This window comes from Pseudomonas sp. MOIL14HWK12:I1, from assembly GCF_000510705.1.
Taxonomy (GTDB): domain Bacteria; phylum Pseudomonadota; class Gammaproteobacteria; order Pseudomonadales; family Pseudomonadaceae; genus Chryseomonas; species Chryseomonas oryzihabitans.
On sequence record NZ_KI783307.1, the window covers coordinates 498,560 to 522,064 of the forward strand.

A 23,505-nucleotide genomic window follows, 5' to 3' on the forward strand; every position below is an offset into this window, starting at 1 on the left:
TGGCAGGGCGGCTCTTCAGATGGGAAGGGCGCCAGTGGACCTCTGGCTGAACCTGTGCTGAATGCCGTGCGAACGCAACTTGAAAAGCAACCGCTGCGCCTTTATCTGGCATAACAGTGCGCAGCCTTGCGCCTTTCGACATCCAGGCCGTTCCCCGGGGAAGGCCGCCAGTAGACCGTCTGCGGGAGGGTCATCATGCAACGCGAAGAAAGCCAGCTGATCGAAGGTCTGTTCGACCGTCTCAAGACCACGGAAGCCCAGACCGCGCCCCGTGACCGGGAAGCCGAGGCGCTGATCCAGCAGCGCCTGCGCGAGCAGCCCGCGGCGCCCTATTACATGGCCCAGGCGATGCTGATCCAGGAAGCCGCCATCAAGCGGCTGGACCAGCGCGTCCGGGAACTGGAAAGCCAGATGGCCCAGGTCCAGCAGAATCGCCCAAGCAGCGGTGGCTTCCTGTCCAGCCTCTTCGGTGGCGGTAGCAGCCAGCCAGCGGGCGGTCAGGCAGCGGCCAACGCGGCGCCGTCGCGTGGCTGGAATGATCCGGGTCCGGCGGCGTCGCGGCCTGCCAATCCGGGGTATGCCCAGCCCAATCCCGGCTATGCCCAGCCCGCGCCCGGCTATGGCGCACCCCAGGCCGCGCCCTCGCGCATGGGCGGTTTCATGGGCGGTGCGCTGCAGACGGCGGCCGGGGTAGCCGGTGGCGTGCTGGCGGCTCAGGCGATTTCGGGCCTGTTCCACCATTCGCAACCCGAGGAGATCGTCAACGTCATCAATGAGACCCCGGCTGCCGACCAGGGCCTGGCCGATGCTGGCTCCCAGGGAGGCTGGGCGGACAACGCCAGCTACGACAATGGCGGCGGATTCCAGGACGCCGGTGGCTATCAGGATAACGGGGGCTTCCAGGACGCTGCCGACTATGGCGATACCGGCGGCGGTGGCGGCTTCTTCGACGACAGTGGCGACGACGACTCCTTCATCTGACGGGGCGTCGCTCCGCCAGCCCTGGTGCCGCGAGGCGCCGGGGCTTTTTTCTGCGTGCCGTCAGCCGGGCAGGAGCGGCAGGGGGCGTTCGAAGGGCGTCGACAGCACCACCACGGTACGGCTCATGCCGAACTGGTTCAGCTGATCGATGAGGCTCTCCAGTTCACCCATGTCGCGTACGGCGACGCGCAGCATCAGGCAGTCTTCACCCGTGACCCGGTGGCAGGCGAGCAGCTGGGGCAGGGCCTCCAGCTTCTTCAATACCGGGCCCTGACTGGTGCTGTGCAGGCGCAGGGAGATCAGGCATTCGGTGCCATAGCCCAGGGCGCGGCGATCGATACGGGCGCCATAGCCGGTGATGATCCCGGCGTCTTCCAGCTTGGCGATGCGCTCGGCGATGGCTGGCGCGGAGAGTCCCAGCCGGCGACCCAGGTCCGCGTAGCTGGCGCGGCCCTCCACCAGCAGCAGGTCGATGAGACGGCGATCGATATGGTTCATGTCCGTTCCCCTGCCTTCGAATCGAAGGTCCTTGCTCCTAAAGTCTGCTGAATCAAAGCCTAATCGGCCCTTTATCCCCTGACTGTATCTTAGCCGTCCCGGCGTGCGCTCCTACAATGGCTGCCTGACCCCTCAGGAATCCCTCGCGCATGGACACCTCCGCCTCGCCCTGCCTCGCGCCGCGCCTACCTCGCTGGCTGCCCCTGCTGGCGGCCTTTTTCGCGCTCTATGTGGTCTGGGGTTCCACCTATCTGGTGATCCGCATCGGCGTGGCCCACTGGCCACCGCTGCTGATGGCGGGGCTGAGGTTCCTGATCGCCGGAAGCCTGCTGCTGGGCTGGCTGCGCCTGCGCGGAACCCCCTGGCCGACGGCGCGCGAGACCGCCGCGGCCGCGGTGATCGGCATCCTGCTGCTGGGTATCGGCAACGGCGGCGTGACCCTCGCCGAGCACTGGGGCGTGACCTCCGGCATCGCGGCCTTGTCGATCGCCACGGTGCCGCTGTTCACCCTGCTGTTCGGCCTGCTCTGGGGACAGCGCAATACCCTGCTGGAATGGGCCGGCATCGCCCTGGGTCTGGTGGGGATAGCCCTGCTCAACCTGGGCGATACCATGAGCGCCACGCCCCTGGGTGCGGCGGTGATCCTGCTCGCCGCGGCGGCCTGGGCCTTCGGCTCGATCTGGAGTCGCTACCTGCCGTTGCCACGGGGAGCCATGGCCAGCGCCGTGGAGATGCTGGTGGCCGGTGCGGCGCTGCTCGGCGCCAGCTACCTCAGCGGTGAGCGCCTGCAGCACTGGCCGCCCCTGGGCGGCTGGCTGGCCTTGGGCTATCTGGTGGTGTTCGGCTCCCTGATCGCCTTCAGCGCTTATCTCTATCTTCTGGGGCGGGTACGACCGGCGGCCGCCACCAGCTATGCCTACGTCAATCCGGTGGTGGCGGTGCTGCTGGGCACCCTGTTCGTCGGTGAACGGATCGGGCCGGCGGAGATGCTGGCCATGCTGGTCATCGTCGGCGCCGTGGTGCTGATTGGGCTGCCGCAGTGGCGACGGCGCTGAGAGCCTGATCAAAGTCTGCTGCGCGTCGGCCAAACTGCGTTGAAAATGGCCTGGAAGGCCAGCCCCGTCGGAATGCTCATTTACCGCTCGTAAACTCCGCTTCCTCAGCCATTTTCGCCTTGCTTGGCTCTAGCTCGCGAGACGTTGAACAGGCTCGGAGGGCAGGCTAGGCTGGCGCGTCATCCAAGCGGAGTCCGCCATGAGCCAAGCAGTCACCCCCGCCTTTGCCGAAGAGCCGCTGGAGGCCAACGAGATCCGCGTTCTCGGCAGCCTCATCGAAAAGCAGCTGACCACGCCGGAAAGCTATCCCCTGACCCTCAATGCGCTGGTGCTGGCCTGCAACCAGAAGACCAGTCGCGAGCCGGTGCTCAATCTGACCCCGGGCGAGGTGGGACAGGGGCTGCGGCGCCTGGAAGAACGCGGTCTGGCGCGCCTGGTCATGGGCAGCCGGGCGGATCGCTGGGAACAGCGCCTGGACAAGGCCCTGGAGCTTCCGCCGCCCCAGTGGGTGCTCTGCGCGCTGCTGTTCCTGCGCGGACCCCAGACCCTGGGGGAATTGCTGGCCCGCAGCGGCCGGATGCATGCCTTCGACGATACCGAGCAGGTGCGTCACCACCTGGAGCGGCTGATCGCTCGTGGCCTGGCCACCGGTCTGGGGCGGCAACCCGGCCAGCGCGAAGAGCGCTATCTGCATCTGTTCGGCAACGCCGCGGAACGCGATGCCCAGGTCGCGCAACTGGGTAGCGCCGCCGAAGCCAGTGCGCCCGCGGGTGGGCGCGAAGGACGGCTGGAGGCGCTGGAAGCCCGGCTCGCCGCGCTCGAAGAGCGGCTGGCGCGCCTGGAGGAAGGCGCTCAGCGCGGATAGAGCGGCGGCAGGGTGTCGTGCACGGCCGCGGGCGTCAGCGGCGGCAGGGCATTGATCGCCTGCCACAGCGTCTCGCCCTGCCAGCGCTGACCGGCTTCGCTGTAGAGCGCACCGTTGAGGTCATCGAGGGCCGCGGCCAGGGGTTCGAAGCGCGCGCCCATGGCCGCCAGGGTCTCCGGCTGCTGTCGTGCCCAGGCGTCCAGGGCGTGACGGGTGGCGTGGGGGTCGTTGCTCTGACAGGCGCGGCGCAGCTCTTCGCGCTGCAGGCGGCTGTCGAGATCGGGCACCGTCGGCAGGACCGCCGGCTGCCGGCGGGCACGCCACCAGAGGCCGAAGCCGAGCAGGGTGGTCAGGGCGAAAAAGGCCGTTGCCAGCTGCCAGCGCCAGAGGCCGCGGTCATTGCCGCTTATCTTGGCCGCGGCGGTCGCCACCGGCTGCAGCGTCGGATCCTCGGCGACCACCAGGGTCTGGGCGGGCAGGGTGGCGCGTTCGAGGGTGTCGGTCTCGGTGTTCCACCAGACCACCTCCACTGGCGGCAGGACCTTGTCCCCCGTGGAGGTGGGAATCAGGGCGACACGCTCTTCGCGTTGCCCGACCAGCCCACGCGCCTGGGTCTGCATGGACAGCCGCGGCTGTTCGGCATAGCGCTTCACCCCCTCGGTCTCGGGCAGCACCAGTGGGGGCAGCTGGCCAGGCGCCAGGCCTTCGGCACGCACCTGCAGGGTGCGGGTCAGGGCACTGCCTTCGCGAGCCTCTGCCGGGGCGGGATTCCATTGCTGCGTCAGGGTCAGGTTGCGCGCCGGCAACCAGGGCGTCTGTGGCGGATAGCTGGCGGGCTGTGGCAGGACTTCGAGGGTCAGGGCCGGCGTGCGCAGCTGGATCGGCTGGCCGGCCCTGGAGCTGTCGTCGAGACCGCCGGCCAGGGTGGCGCTGAAGGTCTGGGGCGGCAATACCAGGGTGCCGCTCTGCAACGGATGGATGGCGTAGCGCCACTCGATCACGCCATGGCGTACGCCCTCGACGTCACGTTCGTAGACCTGCGGCGTACCGAGCAGATCCACCCGCGCCTCGCTGGGATTGGGCGGGGTGAGCACATGATCGTCATAGAGCGCCACGGCGTGGTAGAGGCGAATGGTCAGGATGGTTTCCGCCTGCACATAGAGCCGGGTGCGCTCCACCGAGGCTTCCAGATAGACCGGCTCACGGGCCTGGCGTTTGGCGGCGCTGGCCTCCACGGTGACGGTCAGCGGCTGGCTGCGGGCGCCGTCGAGGGTCAGGGCGGGAATGGTCAGGGCACCGCTGGCCTTGGGTTGCAGGGTGACGTTCCAGCGGGTGGTCACCCGCTCGCCGGGCGGCAGGCTGTTCTGGCGGACCCCGAGCACCCGGAAGTCCTGCTCCAGCGGGCCGAGATCGGGCTTGCCGAACTGCGCGGGATCGGTGGTTTCGAGAATGAGTTCGAGCGTCTCGTTCTGGCTGAGCTGAGTGCGCTCCAGGCGGGCGCTGAGGTCCGCCGCCTGCACCAGGGGCGCGAGCAGCGCGAGGGGCAGCAGCAAGGGATAGGCCTTCATTGCAGCGCGTTCTCCTCGCGTTGTTGTTGCTGGTACCAGAACTTGCGGCGCAGCAGCTCGGCCGGGTTGTCGGGAATCTCCCGCAGCCACTGTTCGGCGGCCTGACGCTGTTCCTCCGCCAGGGGATCTTCGGCGTAGGGCGGACTGACGAGCCAGTCCGCGCCGGCCTGGGCCTGCTGCTGCGGGCTGGCCGCAGCGGCCGCGGTGGACGGCGGGGTACTGCTGCTGGCCGGCTCGTCCGCCTGGGCGCTGCTCTGACTGGCGCTCTGGGCCTGGCGACTGCGGGCGGCGGCCTCGGCCTGGGCCGCGGCACGCTGGGCGAGCAGTCGTTCGAGGCGGTTGCGATTGCGCAGGGCGGGGGTCAGATCCGGACGCAGCACCAGCGCCGCCCGGTAGGCGCGCAGGGCCTCGTCCAGGCGTCCGGCCATGGCCAGGGCATTGCCGCGATTGTAGTGGCCGTCCGCCGAGGGATCCCGGGCGAAGGCCGCGGCGGCGCCGCTGAAGTCGCCGGCGCGATAGAGCGCCACGCCGCGCCAGCGCTCGTCGGTAAAGAGGTCGGCGGCCGCGCCAGCCTGGTCGTCGGCCAGCAGCTGAAGGGCCTGCTGGTCGCGACGCAGCCAGAGATCGTCCCAGCTGCCGGCCTGCGCCGGAGGCGGCGTCAGCAAGAGGCAGAAGGGCAGACATAGCAGCCAGCCGCGGCGTGCGCCACAGGCGACCAGGACCAGCAGGGGCAGGAGCAGCAGGTAACCCTGGTCGCGCCAGTCGGAAGGTCCCTGACCCTCGCTGGCCCGCACATCGTCGGGTCGCTCCAGCAGACCGAGGCGACGCAGGTCGCTGTCATCGCGTTGCAGGCGCTGATAGCGGCCACCCAGCTCGCGGGCGACGTCCTGCAGGCGGCCTTCGGCCAGGCGGGCGATGCGGATGCCGCCGGCGGCGTCGCTCAGGTAGTTGCCAGTCTCGGCGGCCACCGGGGCGCCCTGGGGCGTACCCGGGCCGAGGATCGCCAGCTGGCGCAGCCGACCCTGCAGCTGGCGCTCGAGGCCCAGCCGCTCGCGGTCGTCCAGGTCGCTGGCGATCAGCAGCAGCCGGGCGCTGGCGCTGGGCGCCGGGCCGAGCAGCTCCAGGGCCTGGGCGATACCCAGGTCGGCGCGCTGGCCGGGCACCGGCATGATCGACGGCCGCAACGCCTTGAGCAGGTTGTCCATGGTCGGCAGGTCGTCGGTCAGGGGCACCAGGGTATGGGCGCTGCCGGCATAGACGACGATGGCGGTCTCGCCGTCCTGGCGCGCCTTGAGCAGGTCCTGCAGCTTGCGCTGCACGGCCAGCAGGCGATTGGGGGTGACGTCGGTGGCGAGCAGATCGGGCGTCAGCGCCAAGACCACCACCAGCGGATCGTTGCGCCGAAAGTTCTGCGCTTCGCCCTGCTGCCAGCTGGGACCGGCCAGGGCCAGACAGGCCAGCACCCCGGCCAGACCCAGCAGCACCAGCCCGAGGGGCGAGCGCTGGCGATCGCTGTCGCTGAGCAGCCAGGGTTGCAGCGCCGGGGGCAGCAGCGCCTGCCAGCGCCCGTGGCGATGCCGGCGCCGACGCAGCGAGCCGATCACCAGGGCGACCGGCACCAGGGCCAGCAGCCACCAGGGACGCAGGAGTAGCGGCAGCCAGTCGCTCATCGGGCCTTGCCTCCACGTTGCCAGCGTGTCGGCCACGGCAGGCGGCCAAGCGCCAGGGCCAGGCCGAGCAGCAGTGCCCCGGCCAGCGGCCAGGCATAGAGTTCGCGGGTGGGGCGGGCCTGGTCCGGTTGCTGGCGGATGGGTTCGAGACGATCGAGCTGGCGCGACACGGCGGCCAGCTCGGTACTGGATCTCACCCGGAAATAGGCGCCGTTGGTAACCTCGGCGAGGTGGCGCAGCATGGGTTCGTCGAGATCGCTGGGCGTCGCGCCGGCGCCCAGGATGTCCGGGTCGGCGCCGATGCCCAGGGTATAGACGCGGACCCGCTCGCTGGCCGCCAGGCTGGCCGCCACCTCGGGCGTCACCACGCCGCCGTTGCTGGCGCCGTCGGTGACCAGAATCAGGGTGCGACTGTTGTCCGGGCGCTTGCGCAGGTGCTTGACCGCCAGACCCACGGCATCGCCCACCGCGGTGTTGCGCCCGGCCAGGCCGATCTGGGCTTCTTCCAGGAGCGCATGCACGGTGCGCCGGTCGGCGGTCAGCGGTGCCTGCAGATAGGCCTGGGAACCGAACAGGATCAGGCCGACGCGATCGCCCTGGCGACTGTCGATGAAGCGGCCGAGCAACTGCTTGACCAGGCTCAGGCGACTGACGTTCTCGTCGCCCAGTTGCATGTCCGGGGTGTCCATCGAGCCGGAGACATCCACCGCCAGCAGCAGATCGCGCCCGCTCACGTCCAGCGGCTGGGGTGGCCCCACCCATTGCGGACGCGCCGCGGCGGCCAGGATCAGCAGCCAGCCCAGCAGAAAGGGCAGCAGGCGGCGGGCGCCGCTCAGGCCGCCGGTGTGGCGGGTGCGTCCACCCAGGTGTTCGAGTTCAGCGAGGAATTCCACCCGCAGGGCCGCCTGGCCGCTGTCGGCCGCCGGCAGGAGCACGCGCAGCGCCCAGGGCAGCGGCAGCAGCAGCCACAACCAGGGCCAGGCGAATTCAAACATGCTTGCGGATCCAGGTGGCGACGGCGTCCTGCAGGCCGTCGATGGCGCGGTCATCCAGCCGGCAATCCGGGCGATAGCCGCCGTCGACCAGGATCATGTAGCGCGTCAGGCCGGCCGCCGGACAGCGTGAATCGAGAAAGGCCAGCCAGTCGCGGCCGCTCAGGGTCTGGCTGAGCTGATCCGGATAGCTGGCGCGGCAGAGGCGCTTGAGCAGGGCGTTCAGCGCCTGCAACCAGGGTCCGGCCGGCGCGCCATAGGGGCGCGGCAGGCGGGCCAGTTCGGCCAGGGCGGTCGTGCGCAGATCCTCTTCGGTGGTCGCCTCGGCGAGGGGCGCGCTGACCAGCGGCCGCCGGCCATGGCGATGGCGCAGAAAGAAGCCCAGCGCCACCACTACCAGCAGCAACAGCCACCAGCCCGGCGCCGGTGGCCAGAGGGTCGGCTCCGGCGGCAACCGCAGCGGCTCCAGATTCGGCAGGCCGGGGGTCACGAGGTGTACCCCGGACGGTGCTGGCGTAGGAGGTGCCGCAACTGCTCGACCAGGTCGTCCGCCGTGGACAGCGGCAGCAGCGGAATGCCCAGGCGCAGGCTGAGTTCGGTCCAGCGTTCGCGACGCTGCGCGGCCTGCTCGGCGTAGCCCTGGCGCACGTCGGCGCGGTCGGTGTCCAGTTCCACTTCCGCCGGACCGCTGGTGAAGCGCAGCAGGCCGGCCTGGGGCAATTCGTGATCCAGCGGATCGGAAAGCGGCAGCAGGACCAGGTCGCTGTGCCGCGAAAGCAGCGTGAGGTGCTGCTCGGTGGCTATGTCCAGGCTGCGCTCGTCGCAGATTACCAGGGCCAGGCTGCCGGGACGCAGCACCTCGCGGGCGCGGCGCAGGACCTGGTTGAAGGTGATGCGCGGCACCTGGGCCAGGGCCTGATCCTGCAGCGCCCGATTGGCGTTGATCAAGTGATCGAAGAAACGCAGCAGATTCTGCTTGCTGCGCCGTGGCCGTACCTCGTGCAGGCGTTCGCCGCCAAAGATCATGCCGCCGATGCGGTCGTTGTGCTCCAGCACCGCCCAGCCGATCAGCGCGGCCAGGCGCCCGGCCAGCACCGACTTGAATTGCTGGCGGGTGCCGAAGAAGGTGCGCGGACTCTGTTCCAGCAGGAGATAGACCGGCCGCTCGCGTTCTTCGTGGAACAGCTTGGTATGGGGCTCGCGGGTGCGGGCGGTGACGCGCCAGTCGATGGCGCGCACGTCATCGCCGGGCTGGTAGGCGCGCACCTGGTCGAAGTCCACGCCGCGCCCGCGCAGGCGCGAGTGGTGCAGGCCGATCAGCGGACTGCGCCGTCCGGCGGCGGAAAACAGCTGCACCTCGACCACCCGGTGGCGCATCTCGATGAGCTCGGCCAGGCCCAGGGTCACGCCGTTGCGCTCGGCCATCTCAGGCCACGGCCACCAGATCGAGGATGCGCTGCACCACCCGGTCGTGGTCGATGCCGGCGGCTTCCGCCTCGAAGGACAGGATGATGCGGTGGCGCAGGACGTCGAAGACCACCGCCTGGATGTCCTCCGGGCTGACGAAGTCCCGCCCGGCCAGCCAGGCGTGGGCGCGGGCGCAGCGATCCAGGGCGATGGAGCCGCGCGGACTGGCGCCGTAGGTGATCCAGTGCGCCAGGTCCTGATCGAAGCGCCCCGGGGTGCGGGTCGCCATGATCAGCTGGACCAGGTATTCCTCCACGGCGTCGGCCATGTACAGCCCGAGCACCTCGCGGCGGGCCGCGTTGATGGCCGCCTGGGTGACGCGCTCGGTCGGCAGGGTCTCGCCGTCCAGGGCTTCGCCACGGGCCTGGGCGAGGATGCGCCGCTCCACCGAGGCGTCGGGGTAGCCGATCTTGACGTGCATCAGGAAGCGGTCGAGCTGGGCCTCGGGCAGGGGATAGGTGCCTTCCTGCTCGATGGGATTCTGGGTGGCCATCACCAGGAAGAGGTCGGGCAGGGCATAGGAGGTGCGACCGATGCTCACCTGGCGTTCGGCCATGGCTTCCAGCAGCGCGGATTGCACCTTGGCCGGCGCCCGGTTGATCTCGTCGGCCAGCACCAGGTTGTGGAAGATCGGCCCCTGCTGGAAGGAGAAGGTCGCCGTGTCGGGGCGATAGATTTCGGTGCCGGTGATGTCGGCCGGCAGCAGGTCGGGGGTGAACTGGATGCGGTGGAAATCCGCTTCCAGGCCTTCCGCCAGGTCCTTGATGGCCTTGGTCTTGGCCAGCCCGGGGGCGCCTTCCACCAGCAGATGACCGTCCGCCAGCACCGCGATGAGCAGACGCTCCACCAGGGTTTCCTGGCCAAGGATCTGGCTGGTGAGGTAGGTGCGAAGCACCTGCAGAGCGTCACGGTGAGCCATGGGGCATCCTGAATACGGCGCTGGAGCGGTCGAGGGTGCTGGATTTTACTGCAAGCGGCGGCTGCCGCCCATGCCTGCGCTGATGTCGCATCCAGAGCAGTCCTTGACGAAATTTTGACGAGCTCCTGCTCAGGCTGGGCGCTGGTCGGCGCGGCGGAGGTCTCGCTTCGCCCACGTCGCGCAGCCCAGGACTGGCGTGATCGCGCCGGATGGTTAAACTCCCACGCCTGCCGACCGCGCCCGAGGCCTCTGCGTGGCCGATCCCGAGCCGCTGGCCACGCGCCGCGAATCCCTGCTGCTTTTGACAAGGTGTTTTCATGTCGCAAACGGAAGTCCCCCACACCCCGCGCGCCGCTGGCATCCGACCGGTGCCGACGCTGGGCAGCCACCTCAGCTTCGTGCTGGGTTGCGCCCTGGCGCTGATGGTCATGTTCACCCTGCTACGCTTGGCGCTGCTGGGCTACAACACCGATCTGATCGGCGACTCGCCCTTCGCCACCTTTGCCGAGGCCTTCTTCAACGGCGCTCGCTTCGACCTGCGCCTGGTGGTCTATATCTGCGTGCCCTCGTTGCTCTGCCTGCTCAGCGCCAGAGCCATGGCCGCCCGCCGCCTGCAGGCCGGCTGGTTCACCCTGGCCGCCAGCCTCTGCCTGCTGCTGGGCGTCGGCGAGCTGAACTTCTACCGTGAATTCCACCAGCGCCTGAACAGCCTGGTGTTCCAGTACATGCAGGAAGACCTGCACACCGTCACCAGCATGATCTGGAACGGCTTCCCGGTGCTGCGCCTGCTCCTGGCCTGGGCCGTGGCGACCCTGCTGCTGGGCCTGGTGTTCTTTGGCGTGGAGCGAGCCACCCGCCGGTATGCCGCGGCGCGACCGGCCGCCTGGTATCGCCGGGGCGCGGTGTTTCTGCTCTGCCTGGTGGTGGCCGTCATCGCTGCCCGCGGCACCCTGAGATCCGGGCCGCCGCTGCGCTGGGGCGACGCCTACACCACCGATTCCATGTTCGCCAACCACCTCGGTCTGAACGGCACCCTGACCCTGATCAATGCCGCTGAGAACAGCTTCTCCGACCATCGCGACAACAGCTGGAAGGCCACCATGCCGGCCGCCGACGCCCTGGCGGTGACCCGGCAACTGCTGCTGACCCCGCGTGACGAGCTGATCGACGCCGACAAGGCCGCCATCCGCCGGATCTACACCCCGCCCACCGCCGGCCAGTTGCCCAAGGTGCGCAACGTCGTGGTGATCCTCATGGAAAGCATGGCCGGTCGCTATATCGGCGCCCTCGGCAACGAAGACGGCATCACCCCGAACTTCGACGCCCTGGCCAAGCAGGGCACGCTGTTCACCCGCTTCTTCTCCAACGGCACCCATACCCACCAGGGCATGTTCGCCACCATGGCCTGCTTCCCCAACCTGCCGGCCTTCGAGTATCTGATGCGCATGCCCGAGGGCGCGCACCAGTTCTCCGGTCTGCCGCAACTGCTCAGCACCCGCGGCTTCGACGACGTCTACGTCTACAACGGCAACTTCCAGTGGGACAACCAGTCCGGCTTCTTCAGCAACCAGGGCATGACCCGCTTCGTCGGCCGCGAGGACTTCGTGAATCCGGTGTTCATGGATCCGACCTGGGGCGTTTCCGACCAGGACATGTTCGACCGCTCGGTGCAGGAGCTGGACAAGCTGGCCAAGGCGCCGGACGGCAAGCCCTTCTATGCGCTGCTGCAGACCCTGTCCAACCACACCCCCTATGCGCTGCCCAAGGACCTGCCGGTCACCCCGGTCACCGGTCACGGCTCGCTCGACGAACACCTCACCGCCATGCGCTACGCCGACTGGTCGCTGGGTCAGTTCTTCGCCAAGGTCAAGAACGAGCCCTGGTACCAGGACACCCTGTTCGTCATCGTCGGTGACCACGGCTTCGGCAACAACGAGCAGATCACCGAGATGGACCTGTCGCGCTTCAACGTACCGCTCCTGCTGATCGGTCCGGGCGTGCAGGAAACCTTTGGCGCCCGTCGTGACACCGTGGGTAGCCAGATCGACGTGGTGCCCACGGTGCTGGCCCGCTTCGGCAAGCCAACCCAGCACCAGTGCTGGGGCCGTGATCTGTTGGGTCTGCCCCAGGGCGATCCGGGCGTGGCGGTGATCAAGCCGTCGGGCAGCGACCAGACCGTGGCCCTGGTCACGGGCGATCGCATCCTGGTCAAGCCGCGCGACCGCGACGCCGTGCTCTATCGCTATCACCTGGGCACCCAGGCCGGTGGCGAGGTGCTCAAGGGCGACGCCAGCGCGCCCGAGCTGCAGAAGCGCCTGGAGGCCTTCATCCAGACCGCGACCGCCAGCCTGCTCGGCAACACCACCGGCATGAACGACAGCAAGGCCGCGGCCGCCCAGCGGCAGTAGTCTCGTCGCCCATGAAAAAGGCCGCGCGAGGGCGGCCTTTCTTTTTTGCCGGCAGCGATCAGGCCGCGATGACCACGTCTTCGGCCTGCAGGCCCTTGTCGCGCTGGATCACCGAGAATTCCACGCGCTGGCCTTCCATCAGCACCCGATGACCTTCGCCACGGATCGCGCGGAAGTGCACGAAGATGTCGTCGCCGGTGTCGCGGGAGATGAAGCCGAAGCCCTTGGAGGTGTTGAACCACTTCACCGTGCCGCGCTCGCGGTCATCGGCCAGCGGACGGGCCGGAGCGGCGGCGGCAGGGGCGGGACGCGCCGCCTGACGCGGACGAACCTCGCTGTCGGCCACCGCGGCGTTGCCCGCCGGGGCACGAAACTTTTCCGGCAGGCTGGCCAGGGCGGCGACCAGGGTCAGCCCCAGCGGCAGCAATTCGGCCGGCAGGCCGCCGATCTGCTCGAGGGGCGCCAGCAGGATAAAGGTCTGGGCCACCACGGCGATCACCAGCAGGGCGCTGGCGAGTTTCTGGGCACCGCTGCTGCGGCTGCGGGAGAAAGGCGTGAAGAGGAGGGTGGCAAGACCCAGCAGGGCCAGATGGATGGACTCGGGTTGATCGAAGGACGAGGTGTCGGACTGCAGTCCGGGAATTGCCGATAACAGGAGCGCGGCAGCGCCCACCACGACATGGACAGTAGATAACGTGTTCAATGTGAAATCACCTTGGGATAGAGAACACGGGTCTGCCGAAACTGCCGGAGCGGTGCCCGACAGCGGAGTGACCCGGCGCGAAAAGCGCGTCCTTATTTAACCCAAAAGGTGAGGGCCGCTCAATCGTGGCACCGTCGCGGGCCGCGGCCCGCGACGGCAGCCGGAGCTAGGCGGCGAGCAGGCTGCGCAGCATCCAGGCGGTCTTCTCGTGGGTCTGCATGCGCTGGGTCAGCAGATCGGCGGTGGGCTCGTCGCTGACCTTGTCCAGCAACGGGAAGATGCCCCGCGCAGTCCGCACCACGGCTTCCTGACCCTGCACCAGCAGGCGGATCATGTCCTGGGCGTCCGGCACCCCTTCCTCTTCCTTGATGCTCGACAGGCGGGCATAGGCGGCGTAGGTACCCGGCGCCGGGAAGCCCAGGGCGCGGATGCGCTCGGCGATGTCGTCCACCGCCACGGCCAGCTCGGTGTACTGGGTCTCGAACATCAGGTGCAGAGTGTTGAACATCGGCCCGGTCACGTTCCAGTGGAAGTTGTGGGTCTTCAGATACAGGGTGTAGGTGTCGGCCAGGAGGCGCGACAGGCCCTCGGCGATCTGGGCACGATCCTGTTCGGCGATTCCGATGTTGATTTCCATGCTGACGGCTCCTGTGCGTCGGTTGCGAAGGGCTCCGAGGCTATCACAGAACCGCTGGCCGTTTAGCCAGTGTTCGCACGTCGAGCTGCGTGCCCGGCTACGGTAAAATCGTGACGGATGATATAGAATCTCCCGTTCAGTCGAGCGCCCGGTCTTGCCGGCCCGGCGCCTCCACGCATTCAGCCTGTTCTAGAGAAGCGAAACCACGACCATGATGCGCAGCCACTATTGCGGCCAGTTGAACGAGAGCCTGGACGGCCAGGAAATCACCCTCTGCGGTTGGGTCCACCGCCGCCGTGACCACGGCGGGGTCATCTTCCTCGACATCCGCGATCGCGAAGGCCTGGCCCAGGTGGTGTTCGATCCGGATCGCGCCGAAACCTTCGCCAAGGCCGACCGCGTGCGCAGCGAGTACGTCGTCAAGCTCACCGGCAAGGTGCGCCTGCGTCCCGAAGGCGCGCGCAACGCCAACATGGCCTCCGGCGCCATCGAGGTGCTGGGCTACGAGCTGGAAGTGCTCAACGAGGCGGAAACCCCGCCGTTCCCGCTCAACGAATACACCGATGTCGGCGAAGAGACCCGCCTGCGCTATCGCTTCATCGATCTGCGCCGTCCGGAGATGGCCGAGAAGCTGAAGCTGCGTTCGCGCATCACCTCCAGCATCCGCCGCTACCTGGACGAGAACGGTTTCCTCGACGTGGAAACCCCGATCCTGACCCGGGCCACCCCCGAGGGTGCCCGCGACTACCTGGTGCCCAGCCGCACCCACCCCGGCAGCTTCTTCGCGCTGCCGCAGTCGCCCCAGCTGTTCAAGCAGTTGCTGATGGTCGCCGGCTTCGATCGCTACTACCAGATCGCCAAGTGCTTCCGCGACGAAGACCTGCGGGCCGACCGCCAGCCGGAATTCACTCAGATCGACATCGAGACCAGCTTCCTCGATGAAAAAGACATCATGGACATCACCGAGACCATGGTGCGCAACCTGTTCAAGGAAGTCCTGGACGTCGAATTTGGCGAGCTGCCGCACATGACCCTGGCCGAGGCCATGCGTCGCTTCGGTTCCGACAAGCCGGACCTGCGTATCCCGCTGGAACTGGTGGACGTGGAAGACCAGCTCAAGGACGTCGACTTCAAGGTCTTCGCCGGTCCGGCCAACGATCCCAAGTGCCGTGTCGCCGCCCTGCGCGTACCGGGCGGGGCGAGCATGCCGCGCAAGCAGATCGACGACTACACCAAGTTCGTCGGCATCTACGGCGCCAAGGGGCTGGCCTACATCAAGGTCAACGAGCGCGCCGCCGGCGTCGAGGGCCTGCAGTCGCCCATCGTCAAGAACATCCCCCTGGACAACATCAACGTCATCCTCGACCGCGTCGGCGCGGTGGATGGCGACATCGTGTTCTTTGGCGCGGACAAGACCAAGATCGTTTCCGAGGCCCTGGGCGCGCTGCGCATCAAGCTCGGTCACGACCTCAATCTGCTGACCTGCCAGTGGGCGCCGCTGTGGGTGGTCGACTTCCCGATGTTCGAGGAAAACGACGATGGCAGCCTGACCGCCATGCACCACCCCTTCACCTCGCCCAAGTGCGGCCCGGACGAGCTCAAGGCCAACCCGGGTGCGGCGCTGTCGCGCGCCTACGACATGGTGCTCAACGGCACCGAGCTGGGCGGCGGTTCCATCCGCATCCACGACAAGAAGATGCAGCAGGCGGTGTTCGAGGTGCTGGGGATCAGCGCAGCGGAACAGGAAGAGAAGTTCGGCTTCCTGCTGGACGCCCTGAAGTTCGGCGCGCCACCCCATGGCGGCCTGGCCTTCGGCCTGGATCGCCTGGTGATGCTGATGACCGGCGCCTCGTCCATTCGTGAAGTCATCGCCTTCCCGAAGACCCAGAGCGCCGCCGACGTCATGACCCAGGCGCCCGGCGCCGTCGACGCCAAGGCGCTGCGCGAGCTGCACATCCGCCTGCGCGAGCAGCCCAAGGCGGAATAAGCCTTATCGGAGGAGGGCGCCCGGACGGGTGCCCGCCGTTTCCCTTTTCAGTGCGCCGCGGTCATCGCCGCGGCGCCGTCTTCGTCAAGACATTGGAGTAGCTTATGGCCGGTCATTCCAAATGGGCCAACATCAAGCATCGCAAAGAGCGTCAGGATGCCAAGAAGGGCAAGATCTTCACCAAGATCATCCGTGAGCTGACCGTGGCCGCGCGCCAGGGTGGCGGCGTTCCGGCCGACAACCCCCGCCTGCGCCTGGCGGTGGACAAGGCGCTGACCGCCAACATGACCCGCGACACCATCGACCGGGCCATCGCCCGGGGCGTGGGCGCCGGCGAAGGCGAGAACGTCGAGGAACTGACCTATGAAGGCTACGCCCCGAGCGGTGTCGCCATCATCGTCGAGGCCATGACCGACAACCGCAACCGCACCGCGGCCGAAGTCCGCCATGCCTTCAACAAGTGCGGTGGCAACCTGGGCACCGACGGTTCGGTGGCCTATCTGTTCGAGCGCAAGGGCCAGATCAGCTACGCCCCCGGCCTGGACGAGGACGCCCTGATGGAAGCCGCCCTGGAAGCGGGTGCCGACGACGTGGTCGCCAACGACGATGGCTCCATCGACGTCTTCACCAGCTTTGCCGACTTCATCGCCGTCAACGAAGCCCTGACCGCCGCCGGCTACAAGGCCGACGAAGCTGAGGTGACCATGATCCCCTCGACCTCCGCGACCCTGGATCTGGAAACCGCGCAGAAGGTGCTCAAGCTGATCGACATGCTCGAAGACCTGGACGACGTGCAGAACGTCTACTCCAACGCCGACATCCCCGAGGATGTCATGGCGCAGCTCGGCTGATGTCCCTCTACGAGCGCCTGCCGCCCGATGCGCCCGGCACCCTGGTGCTGGGCATCGACCCGGGTTCGCGGCTGACCGGCTTCGGCGTGGTGCGCGACACCGGGCGCGGCTGCGAGTACGTCGCCTCCGGCTGCATCCGGACCGGTAACGGTCCGTTGCCGGAGCGGCTGCAGATCGTCTATCGCGGGGTGCGCGACGTCATCGCCCAGTACGGGCCGGTCACCATGGGCATCGAGCAGGTGTTCATGGCGCGCAACGCCGATTCGGCGCTCAAGCTGGGTCAGGCCCGGGGAGCGGCCATCGTCGCCGGCGCCGAAGGTGGTCTGGAGATTTCCGAATACACCGCGAGCCAGGTCAAGCAGGCCGTGGTCGGCAACGGTGGGGCGGACAAGCAGCAGGTGATGCTGATGGTCATGCACCTGCTGCGCCTGACCGAGAAACCCCAGATCGACGCCTCCGACGCCCTGGCCATTGCCCTGTGCCATGCCCACACCCGGCAGAGCCTGGTTCCCCATGGCCTGCTGGCGACCCGCCGCCGCGGCGGTCGCCTGCGTCTCTAGCGCCATCCGCTCTCTCATCTCGCTCCAACGTTAGGAAGGTATCCCAGTGATCGGTCGTCTACGTGGCACCCTGGCGGAAAAGCAGCCGCCCCATCTCCTGCTCGACGTGGGCGGAGTCGGCTACGAGGTCGAAGTGCCCATGACGACCCTTTATCGGCTGCCGGCCCAGGGCGAAGTCGTCACATTGCATACCCACCTCGTGGTACGGGAAGATGCGCACCTGCTCTATGGGTTCGGGGAAAAACGCGAGCGAGAGCTGTTTCGCGAGTTGATCCGACTCAATGGTGTCGGCCCCAAGCTGGCCCTGGCGTTGATGTCCAGTCTCGAGGTGGATGAATTGGTTCGCTGTGTGCAAGCCCAGGACACGGCCGCCCTGGTCAAGGTGCCCGGGGTGGGCAAGAAGACCGCCGAGCGTCTGCTGGTCGAGCTCAAGGACAGGTTCAAGGCCTGGGAAAATCTGCCCGCCATCGCCCCCCTGGTCCTGCCGAACCAGGCCGCCGTCGCGGCCAGCGCCGAGGCCGACGCGGTCAGCGCCCTGGTCGCCCTGGGCTTCAAGCCCCAGGAAGCCAGCCGCGCCGTCGCCGCCGTGGAAGGGGAAGACCTTTCCAGCGAGGAACTCATCCGTCGCGCCCTGAAGGGCATGGTCTGATCCCATGATAGAAACCGATCGTCTCATCTCGGCCGGTGGCCGCGACCGCGAAGAAGTCCAGGATCGCGCCATTCGCCCGGTGCGGCTGGCGGACTACATCGGTCAGCCGGTGGTGCGCGACCAGATGGGCCTGTTCATCCAGGCGGCCAAGGGCAGGGGCGAGGCCCTCGACCACACCCTGATCTTTGGCCCGCCCGGTCTGGGCAAGACCACCCTGGCCAACATCATCGCCCAGGAAATGCGGGTGTCCCTGAAGAGCACCTCCGGTCCGGTACTGGAACGCCCGGGTGATCTCGCCGCGCTGCTGACCAACCTGGAAGCGGGCGATGTGCTCTTCATCGACGAGATCCATCGCCTCTCGCCCATCGTCGAGGAGGTCCTCTATCCGGCGATGGAGGACTACCAGCTCGACATCATGATCGGCGAAGGGCCGGCGGCGCGCTCCATCAAGCTGGATCTGCCGCCCTTCACCCTGGTCGGCGCGACCACCCGTGCCGGCATGCTGACCAATCCGCTGCGCGACCGCTTCGGGATCGTCCAGCGCCTGGAGTTCTACGGCACCGCGGACCTGGCCACCATCGTCACCCGCTCCGCCGGCATCCTCGGCCTCGCCATCGAAGCCGAGGGCGCAATGGAAATTGCCCGCCGCGCGCGGGGCACGCCGCGGATCGCCAATCGCCTGCTGCGGCGGGTGCGCGACTTCGCCGAGGTGCGTGGGCAGGGCCATATCAGCCACGACATCGCCAGTCGTGCCCTCGATCTGCTGGACGTGGATGCCCAGGGCTTCGATCACCAGGATCGCCGGCTGCTGCTGACCATGATCGACAAGTTCGACGGCGGTCCGGTGGGCGTGGACAGCCTGGCGGCGGCCATCAGCGAAGAGCGTCACACCATCGAAGACGTTCTGGAACCCTATTTGATTCAGCAAGGCTATATCATGCGCACGCCGCGCGGGCGGGTGGTGACCCGGCATGCCTATCTGCACTTCGGACTCAACCTGCCGACGCGTCTGGCCCAGGGCGGTACGCCCGATCTGTTCGAGGTCAATGGTAACTAAATGCAGTTGCGAACATTTCTGATTGGCAACGGCGAGGCTAGGTTCTAGAGTATGCACGCGCAATCGCGGAGCCCGTCGCCGTCCGTCCTCAGGTGTCGTGTCTACTACGAAGATACCGATGCCGGCGGCATCGTCTATTACGTCAACTACCTCAAGTTCATGGAACGCGCCCGCACCGAGCGACTGCGCGCGCTGGGCTATGCCCAGTCCGAACTCGCCCGGGACGGTCTGCTCTTCGTCGTCCACAGCAGCGAAGCGCGCTACCATGCGCCCGCGCGGCTGGATGACGAGTTGCTGATCGGTGCCGAGGTGGTTGAAGCGAAGCGCGCCAGCCTCAGGTTTCACCAGGAGGTCCGGCGTGCTAAGGACGATGTCCTGCTCTGCGAAGGGTGGGTAACGGTCGCCTGCGTGCGTGCTGACAGCTTCAGGCCGAGGGCCATGCCCGAAGCCATGCGAACGGTTCTTGCCGGAAGTCCGGCGTCAATTCAATCAGGAGATTAAGCGTGCAACCCAACGTCGACCATACGTCCATGTGGAGCCTCATCGCCAACGCCAGTCTGGTGGTGCAACTGGTGATGCTCATCCTGGTCGCAGCCTCTGTCACGTCCTGGATCATGATCATCCAGCGTGGCAACGCCATGCGCGCCGCCAAGCGTTCCCTGGATGCCTTCGAAGAGAAATTCTGGTCGGGCATCGATCTGTCCAAGCTGTACCGCCAGGCTGGCAGCAACCCCGATCCGGATTCCGGCGTCGAGCAGATCTTCCGCGCCGGGTTCAAGGAATTCTCCCGTCTGCGTCAGCAGCCCGGCGTGGATCCCGATGCGGTCATGGAAGGTGTCTCCCGCGCCATGCGCGTGGCCATCTCCCGCGAGGAAGAAAAGCTCGAACAGGCCCTGCCGTTCCTGGCCACCGTCGGCTCCACCAGCCCCTACGTGGGTCTGTTCGGTACCGTCTGGGGCATCATGAACTCCTTCCGCGGCCTGTCCACCGCCCAGCAGGCGACCCTGGCCACCGTGGCACCCGGCATCGCCGAAGCCCTGATCGCTACCGCCATCGGTCTGTTCGCCGCCATTCCTGCCGTCGTGGCCTACAACCGTTTCGCCGCCCGCTCGGAAATGCTGATCAACCGCTACTACACCTTTGCGGATGAATTCCAGGCCATCCTGCACCGCAAAGTCCACACCAGCGACGAATAAAGAGGTATCCCATGGTCCCTCGCCGCCAGAAACGCAAGCCCGTCGCCGAGATGAACGTGGTGCCCTACATCGACGTGATGTTGGTGCTCCTCGTCATCTTCATGGTGACGGCGCCCATGCTCAACCAGGGCGTCAAGGTCGACCTGCCCAAGGTCGACAGCCAGGCCCTGCCGCAGGACAACGACAAGCAGATCCTCACCGTCTCGGTGAAAGCCGACGGTACCTACTACTGGAACGTCGGTTCCGAGGTGGATACCGATCAGAAGGCCAAGTCCTCCACCGCGGTGTCCCTGCCGCAACTGAGTCAGCAGGTCGGTGCCATCATGCGTCAGCGTGCGGACACCCAGGTGTTCATCCGCGGTGACAAGGCCGCCAACTATGGCGTCGTCGCCGGCGCCATGGGTGCCTTGCAACAGGCCGGCGTCCCCAACGTCGGGTTGATTACCGAGGCGCCTTGATGCGACACCGCGAGCGTTCGTCGTCCGAAAGTTATTTCTGGCCGGTCATCTGGGCAGTCGCCCTGCATGTGCTGATCTTCGGCCTGCTGTTTGTCAGCTTCGCCTTCACCCCTGAATTGCCCCAGTCGCGTCCGGTCGTCCAGGCGACCCTGGTCCAGCTCAAATCCAAGAGTTCGGCGCAGGTGCAGACCGAGCAGAAACTGGCGGGGGAGGCGAAGAAGACCGCGGCCAAGCAGTACGAGCAGGAACAACTGGAGCAGCGTCGTCAGCAACAGGAAGCCCAGCGTGAAGCGGCGGCGGCCAAGGCGGCTCAGCAACAGAAGGAAGCCCAGCAACAGGCCGCGGAACAAAAGAAAGCCGACGACGCTCGAAAGGCGCAGCAAGCGGAAGCGGCGGCCAAGGCCGCCGAAGCCAAGGCTGAGGCCGAGAAACAGTCCGAGGCCGCCAAGGCGGCTGCGGAAGCCAAGCAGGCCGCCGAGCAGAAGAAGCAGGCGGACATCGCCAAGAAGAAGGCTGACGAAGCAGCCAAGCAGAAAGCGGCCGAGGAAGCGGCGAAGAAGGCTGCGGCAGAGGCAGCCAAGCAGAAGTCGGCCGAAGAAGCCAAGCAGAAGGCTGCAGCCGAGGCGGCCAAGAAAGAGGCTGCTGCGGAGGCCGCCAAGAAGAAAGCGGCGGACGACGCCAAGAAGAAGGCTGCCCAGGCGGCTGCGCGCAAGGCAGCGGAAGACAAGAAGGCGCAGGCCCTCGCCGAGTTGTTGTCCGATGATACCCAGCGGCAGCAGGCACTGGCCGAAGAGCAGGGCGACGAGGTGGCATCGAGTTTCGATGACCTGATCGTGCGGCTGGTCAGCGAGCAGTGGACGCGTCCGCAGTCGGCGCGCAACGGCATGAGCGTCGAGGTGCAGATCAACATGCTGCCGGACGGCACCATCACCAGCGCGACGGTGACCCGCTCCAGTGGCAACAAGGAATTCGATAATTCAGCGGTATCGGCCGTGCGTAACGTCGGTCGTATCCGTGAGCTGCAGCAGCTGGATCGCAAGACCTTCGATCAGCTGTATCGTCAGCGCCGCATGATCTTCAAACCGGAGGACCTGAGTCTGTGAACACCCTGATCCGTTACATCCTGCTGGGCCTGGTCCTGGTGGTGGGCTCCGCCCAGGCGGCCGATCCGCTGGTGATTTCCAGCGGTAGTGATCGCGCCATCCCGATCGCCGTCGTGCCCTTCGGGTGGCAGGGTGGTCAGCCACTGCCGGAAGACCTGGCCAACATCGTCAGCGACGACCTGCGCAATTCCGGGGTGTTCTCGCCGATTCCGCGCCAGAACATGCTGAGCCAGCCGAGCCAGGCCAGCGAAGTCATCTTCCGTGACTGGAAGGCCCTGGGTGCCAACTACGTGCTGGTGGGCAACATCGTGCCCAATGGCGGTCGGCTGCAGATCAACTACGCCCTGTTCAACGTTTCCACCGAACAGCAGGTCCTGACCGGCAACGTCGGCGGCGGCACCGATCAGCTGCGCGACATGGCCCACTTCATCTCCGACCAGGCCTATGAAAAGCTGACCGGTGTGAAGGGTGCCTTCTCGACGCGCATCCTCTATGTGACCGCCGAGCGCTTCTCCGCCACCAACACCCGTTACACCCTGCAGCGCGCCGACTATGACGGTGCCCGTGCCGTTACCCTGCTGCAGTCACGCGAGCCGATCCTGTCGCCGCGTTTCGCGCCGGATGGCAAGCGCATCGCCTATGTCTCCTTCGAGCAGCAGCGCCCGCGCATCTTCATGCAGTACATCGACACCGGTCGCCGCGAGCAGCTGACCAACTTCGAAGGCCTGAATGGCGCGCCGGCGTTTTCGCCCGACGGCAATCGCCTGGCCTTCGTGCTGTCCAAGGACGGCAACCCCGAGATCTATGTGATGGACCTCGGCTCGCGTGCCATTCGTCGTGTGACGAATGACTCGGCCATCGATACCGAGCCCTTCTGGGGCAAGGATGGTCAGACCATCTATTTCACCTCCGACCGTTCCGGCAAGCCGCAGATCTACAAGACCAACGCCAATGGCGGGGGTGCTGAGCGCGTGACTTTCGTCGGTAACTACAACGCCAACCCGAAACTTTCGGCGGATGAAAAGACGCTGGTCATGGTGCATCGCCAGGAAGGTTTCACCAACTTCCAGATCGCTGCGCAAGACCTCCAACGCGGCTCTGTGCGGGTACTTTCCAACACCAGCCTCAACGACTCGCCCACTGTTGCGCCCAATGGCACCATGCTAATCTACGCCACCCGCCAGCAGGACCGAGGCGTCCTGATGCTTGTCTCCATCAATGGTCGCGTCCGGATTCCTATTCCCACCGCCCAGGGTGACGTGCGCGAGCCTTCCTGGTCTCCTTACCTGAACTGACGGCTAATTAGAAAAGTCCTTAGTTACACCAACATTGCGGTTCTTTTAGGAGTTACATGATGGAAATGCTGAAATTCGGCAAGTTCGCTGCACTGGCTCTGGCCATGGCCGTGGCCGTGGGCTGTTCCTCCAAGGGCGGCGACGCCTCCGGTGAAGGCGCTGGTGCTGGCGCTGGTGCCGGTGCTGTCGACCCGAACGCTGGCTACGGCGCCAACTCGGGTGCCGTTGACGGCAGCATGGGCGACGAAGCCGCTCTGCGCGCCATCACCACCTTCTACTTCGAGTACGACAGCTCCGACCTGAAGCCGGAAGCCATGCGCGCTCTGGACGTTCACGCTCGTGACCTGAAGGCCAGCGGCCAGCGCGTCGTTCTGGAAGGCAACACCGACGAACGCGGTACCCGCGAGTACAACCTGGCTCTGGGCGAGCGTCGTGCCAAGGCCGTTCAGCGCTACCTGGTGCTGCAGGGCGTGTCCCCGGCTCAGCTGGAGCTGGTTTCCTACGGTAAAGAGCGTCCGGTTGCCGTCGGTCACGACGAAGCTTCCTGGGCTCAGAACCGTCGCGTCGAGCTGAAGAAGTAATAAAC

Annotated in this window: 24 protein-coding genes and 1 pseudogene; 15 read left to right on the forward strand and 10 right to left on the reverse strand. The window is 67.0% G+C overall.

The features are described from left to right. The first annotated feature begins 195 nt into the window (after positions 1-195). On the forward strand, positions 196-981 hold the full coding sequence (locus PSEK12I1_RS0112315; protein WP_027597958.1) for a DUF2076 domain-containing protein: 786 nt from the start codon (positions 196-198) through the stop codon (positions 979-981). Positions 982-1,041: 60 nt separating this feature from the next. On the opposite strand, the gene PSEK12I1_RS0112320 is transcribed toward PSEK12I1_RS0112315, so the two are convergent. Beyond that, positions 1,042-1,479 carry an Lrp/AsnC family transcriptional regulator gene (locus PSEK12I1_RS0112320; RefSeq protein WP_027601699.1) on the reverse strand — a complete coding sequence of 146 codons (438 nt, stop codon included), beginning with the start codon at positions 1,477-1,479 and terminating at the stop codon, positions 1,042-1,044. 149 nt (positions 1,480-1,628) lie between these two features. Between PSEK12I1_RS0112320 and yedA the strand changes: the two genes are divergently transcribed. Both yedA and PSEK12I1_RS0112330 read left to right on the forward strand, forming a co-directional pair. Next, positions 1,629-2,534: a drug/metabolite exporter YedA gene (gene yedA, locus PSEK12I1_RS0112325; protein ID WP_037006955.1), complete on the forward strand. Its 906-nt coding sequence runs from the start codon at positions 1,629-1,631 to the stop codon at positions 2,532-2,534. A 199-nt stretch (positions 2,535-2,733) separates the two neighbouring features. Then, positions 2,734-3,399: a YceH family protein gene (locus PSEK12I1_RS0112330; RefSeq protein WP_027601701.1), complete on the forward strand. Its 666-nt coding sequence runs from the start codon at positions 2,734-2,736 to the stop codon at positions 3,397-3,399. Here PSEK12I1_RS0112330 and PSEK12I1_RS0112335 read toward each other — a convergent pair. The 6 genes from PSEK12I1_RS0112335 to PSEK12I1_RS0112360 are packed head-to-tail and all read right to left on the reverse strand — an operon-like array spanning position 3,387 to position 10,015. Beyond that, positions 3,387-4,967, reverse strand: a complete 1,581-nt coding sequence (locus tag PSEK12I1_RS0112335) for a BatD family protein (protein ID WP_027601702.1) — start codon at positions 4,965-4,967, stop codon at positions 3,387-3,389. The genes PSEK12I1_RS0112330 and PSEK12I1_RS0112335 overlap by 13 nt on opposite strands. Further along, complete coding sequence (locus PSEK12I1_RS0112340; protein ID WP_027601703.1) at positions 4,964-6,637, reverse strand: tetratricopeptide repeat protein; 1,674 nt, start codon at positions 6,635-6,637, stop codon at positions 4,964-4,966. Before PSEK12I1_RS0112340 ends, PSEK12I1_RS0112335 begins: the two co-directional genes overlap by 4 nt. Continuing rightward, positions 6,634-7,632, reverse strand: a complete 999-nt coding sequence (locus tag PSEK12I1_RS0112345; RefSeq protein ID WP_027601704.1) for a VWA domain-containing protein — start codon at positions 7,630-7,632, stop codon at positions 6,634-6,636. Before PSEK12I1_RS0112345 ends, PSEK12I1_RS0112340 begins: the two co-directional genes overlap by 4 nt. Continuing rightward, complete coding sequence (locus tag PSEK12I1_RS0112350) at positions 7,625-8,119, reverse strand: DUF4381 domain-containing protein (RefSeq protein ID WP_007160344.1); 495 nt, start codon at positions 8,117-8,119, stop codon at positions 7,625-7,627. Before PSEK12I1_RS0112350 ends, PSEK12I1_RS0112345 begins: the two co-directional genes overlap by 8 nt. Beyond that, the gene (locus PSEK12I1_RS0112355) at positions 8,116-9,054 is read right to left on the reverse strand and encodes a DUF58 domain-containing protein (RefSeq protein WP_027601705.1); all 939 of its coding nucleotides are present in this window, start codon (positions 9,052-9,054) and stop codon (positions 8,116-8,118) included. Before PSEK12I1_RS0112355 ends, PSEK12I1_RS0112350 begins: the two co-directional genes overlap by 4 nt. Position 9,055: 1 nt before the next feature. After that, positions 9,056-10,015 (reverse strand): MoxR family ATPase, encoded by a 960-nt coding sequence (locus tag PSEK12I1_RS0112360; RefSeq protein WP_007160342.1) that lies wholly within the window; start codon positions 10,013-10,015, stop codon positions 9,056-9,058. 317 nt (positions 10,016-10,332) lie between these two features. On the opposite strand from PSEK12I1_RS0112360, the gene PSEK12I1_RS0112365 reads away from it, so the two are divergent. Continuing rightward, positions 10,333-12,423 (forward strand): LTA synthase family protein, encoded by a 2,091-nt coding sequence (locus PSEK12I1_RS0112365; RefSeq protein ID WP_027601706.1) that lies wholly within the window; start codon positions 10,333-10,335, stop codon positions 12,421-12,423. A 58-nt stretch (positions 12,424-12,481) separates the two neighbouring features. Here PSEK12I1_RS0112365 and PSEK12I1_RS24965 read toward each other — a convergent pair whose 3' ends face one another. The 3 genes and pseudogenes from PSEK12I1_RS24965 to PSEK12I1_RS0112375 all read right to left on the reverse strand — a co-directional run bounded on the left by PSEK12I1_RS24965 (position 12,482) and on the right by PSEK12I1_RS0112375 (position 13,763). Next, positions 12,482-12,697 (reverse strand): cold shock domain-containing protein, encoded by a 216-nt coding sequence (locus PSEK12I1_RS24965; RefSeq protein WP_160923550.1) that lies wholly within the window; start codon positions 12,695-12,697, stop codon positions 12,482-12,484. A 120-nt stretch (positions 12,698-12,817) separates the two neighbouring features. Continuing rightward, positions 12,818-13,126: pseudogene (locus tag PSEK12I1_RS25100) on the reverse strand (cold shock domain-containing protein membrane protein); the annotation flags it as partial. A 166-nt stretch (positions 13,127-13,292) separates the two neighbouring features. Then, a complete protein-coding gene (locus tag PSEK12I1_RS0112375) occupies positions 13,293-13,763 on the reverse strand; it encodes a Dps family protein (protein WP_007160339.1) in 471 nt (156 codons plus the stop codon). Between the two features lie 211 nt (positions 13,764-13,974). Between PSEK12I1_RS0112375 and aspS the strand changes: the two genes are divergently transcribed. From aspS to pal, 11 genes are all read left to right on the forward strand, one after another. Further along, positions 13,975-15,750 carry an aspartate--tRNA ligase gene (gene aspS, locus PSEK12I1_RS0112380; protein WP_027601707.1) on the forward strand — a complete coding sequence of 592 codons (1,776 nt, stop codon included), beginning with the start codon at positions 13,975-13,977 and terminating at the stop codon, positions 15,748-15,750. Positions 15,751-15,854: 104 nt separating this feature from the next. Further along, a complete protein-coding gene (locus PSEK12I1_RS0112385) occupies positions 15,855-16,601 on the forward strand; it encodes a YebC/PmpR family DNA-binding transcriptional regulator (protein WP_007160337.1) in 747 nt (248 codons plus the stop codon). After that, positions 16,601-17,161 carry a crossover junction endodeoxyribonuclease RuvC gene (gene ruvC / locus PSEK12I1_RS0112390; protein ID WP_007160336.1) on the forward strand — a complete coding sequence of 187 codons (561 nt, stop codon included), beginning with the start codon at positions 16,601-16,603 and terminating at the stop codon, positions 17,159-17,161. Before PSEK12I1_RS0112385 ends, ruvC begins: the two co-directional genes overlap by 1 nt. Positions 17,162-17,207: 46 nt before the next feature. Further along, entirely contained in the window at positions 17,208-17,810 is a 603-nt protein-coding gene (ruvA, locus tag PSEK12I1_RS0112395) for a Holliday junction branch migration protein RuvA (RefSeq protein ID WP_007160335.1), read from the forward strand. Positions 17,811-17,814: 4 nt separating this feature from the next. Beyond that, on the forward strand, positions 17,815-18,867 hold the full coding sequence (gene ruvB / locus PSEK12I1_RS0112400) for a Holliday junction branch migration DNA helicase RuvB (RefSeq protein WP_007160334.1): 1,053 nt from the start codon (positions 17,815-17,817) through the stop codon (positions 18,865-18,867). A gap of 51 nt (positions 18,868-18,918) precedes the next feature. Further along, positions 18,919-19,368 (forward strand): tol-pal system-associated acyl-CoA thioesterase, encoded by a 450-nt coding sequence (gene ybgC / locus PSEK12I1_RS0112405; RefSeq protein WP_027601708.1) that lies wholly within the window; start codon positions 18,919-18,921, stop codon positions 19,366-19,368. A gap of 2 nt (positions 19,369-19,370) precedes the next feature. Continuing rightward, entirely contained in the window at positions 19,371-20,063 is a 693-nt protein-coding gene (tolQ, locus tag PSEK12I1_RS0112410; RefSeq protein WP_007160332.1) for a protein TolQ, read from the forward strand. Positions 20,064-20,074: 11 nt separating this feature from the next. Next, positions 20,075-20,521, forward strand: coding sequence for a protein TolR (gene tolR, locus PSEK12I1_RS0112415; protein WP_007160331.1), 447 nt, complete (start codon positions 20,075-20,077; stop codon positions 20,519-20,521). Continuing rightward, on the forward strand, positions 20,521-21,624 hold the full coding sequence (tolA, locus tag PSEK12I1_RS0112420; protein WP_037006956.1) for a cell envelope integrity protein TolA: 1,104 nt from the start codon (positions 20,521-20,523) through the stop codon (positions 21,622-21,624). Before tolR ends, tolA begins: the two co-directional genes overlap by 1 nt. After that, entirely contained in the window at positions 21,621-22,919 is a 1,299-nt protein-coding gene (gene tolB, locus PSEK12I1_RS0112425) for a Tol-Pal system beta propeller repeat protein TolB (RefSeq protein WP_027597944.1), read from the forward strand. The genes tolA and tolB overlap by 4 nt, the downstream gene beginning before the upstream one ends. A gap of 59 nt (positions 22,920-22,978) precedes the next feature. Continuing rightward, positions 22,979-23,500, forward strand: a complete 522-nt coding sequence (pal, locus tag PSEK12I1_RS0112430) for a peptidoglycan-associated lipoprotein Pal (RefSeq protein ID WP_007160328.1) — start codon at positions 22,979-22,981, stop codon at positions 23,498-23,500. Positions 23,501-23,505 lie beyond the last annotated feature (5 nt).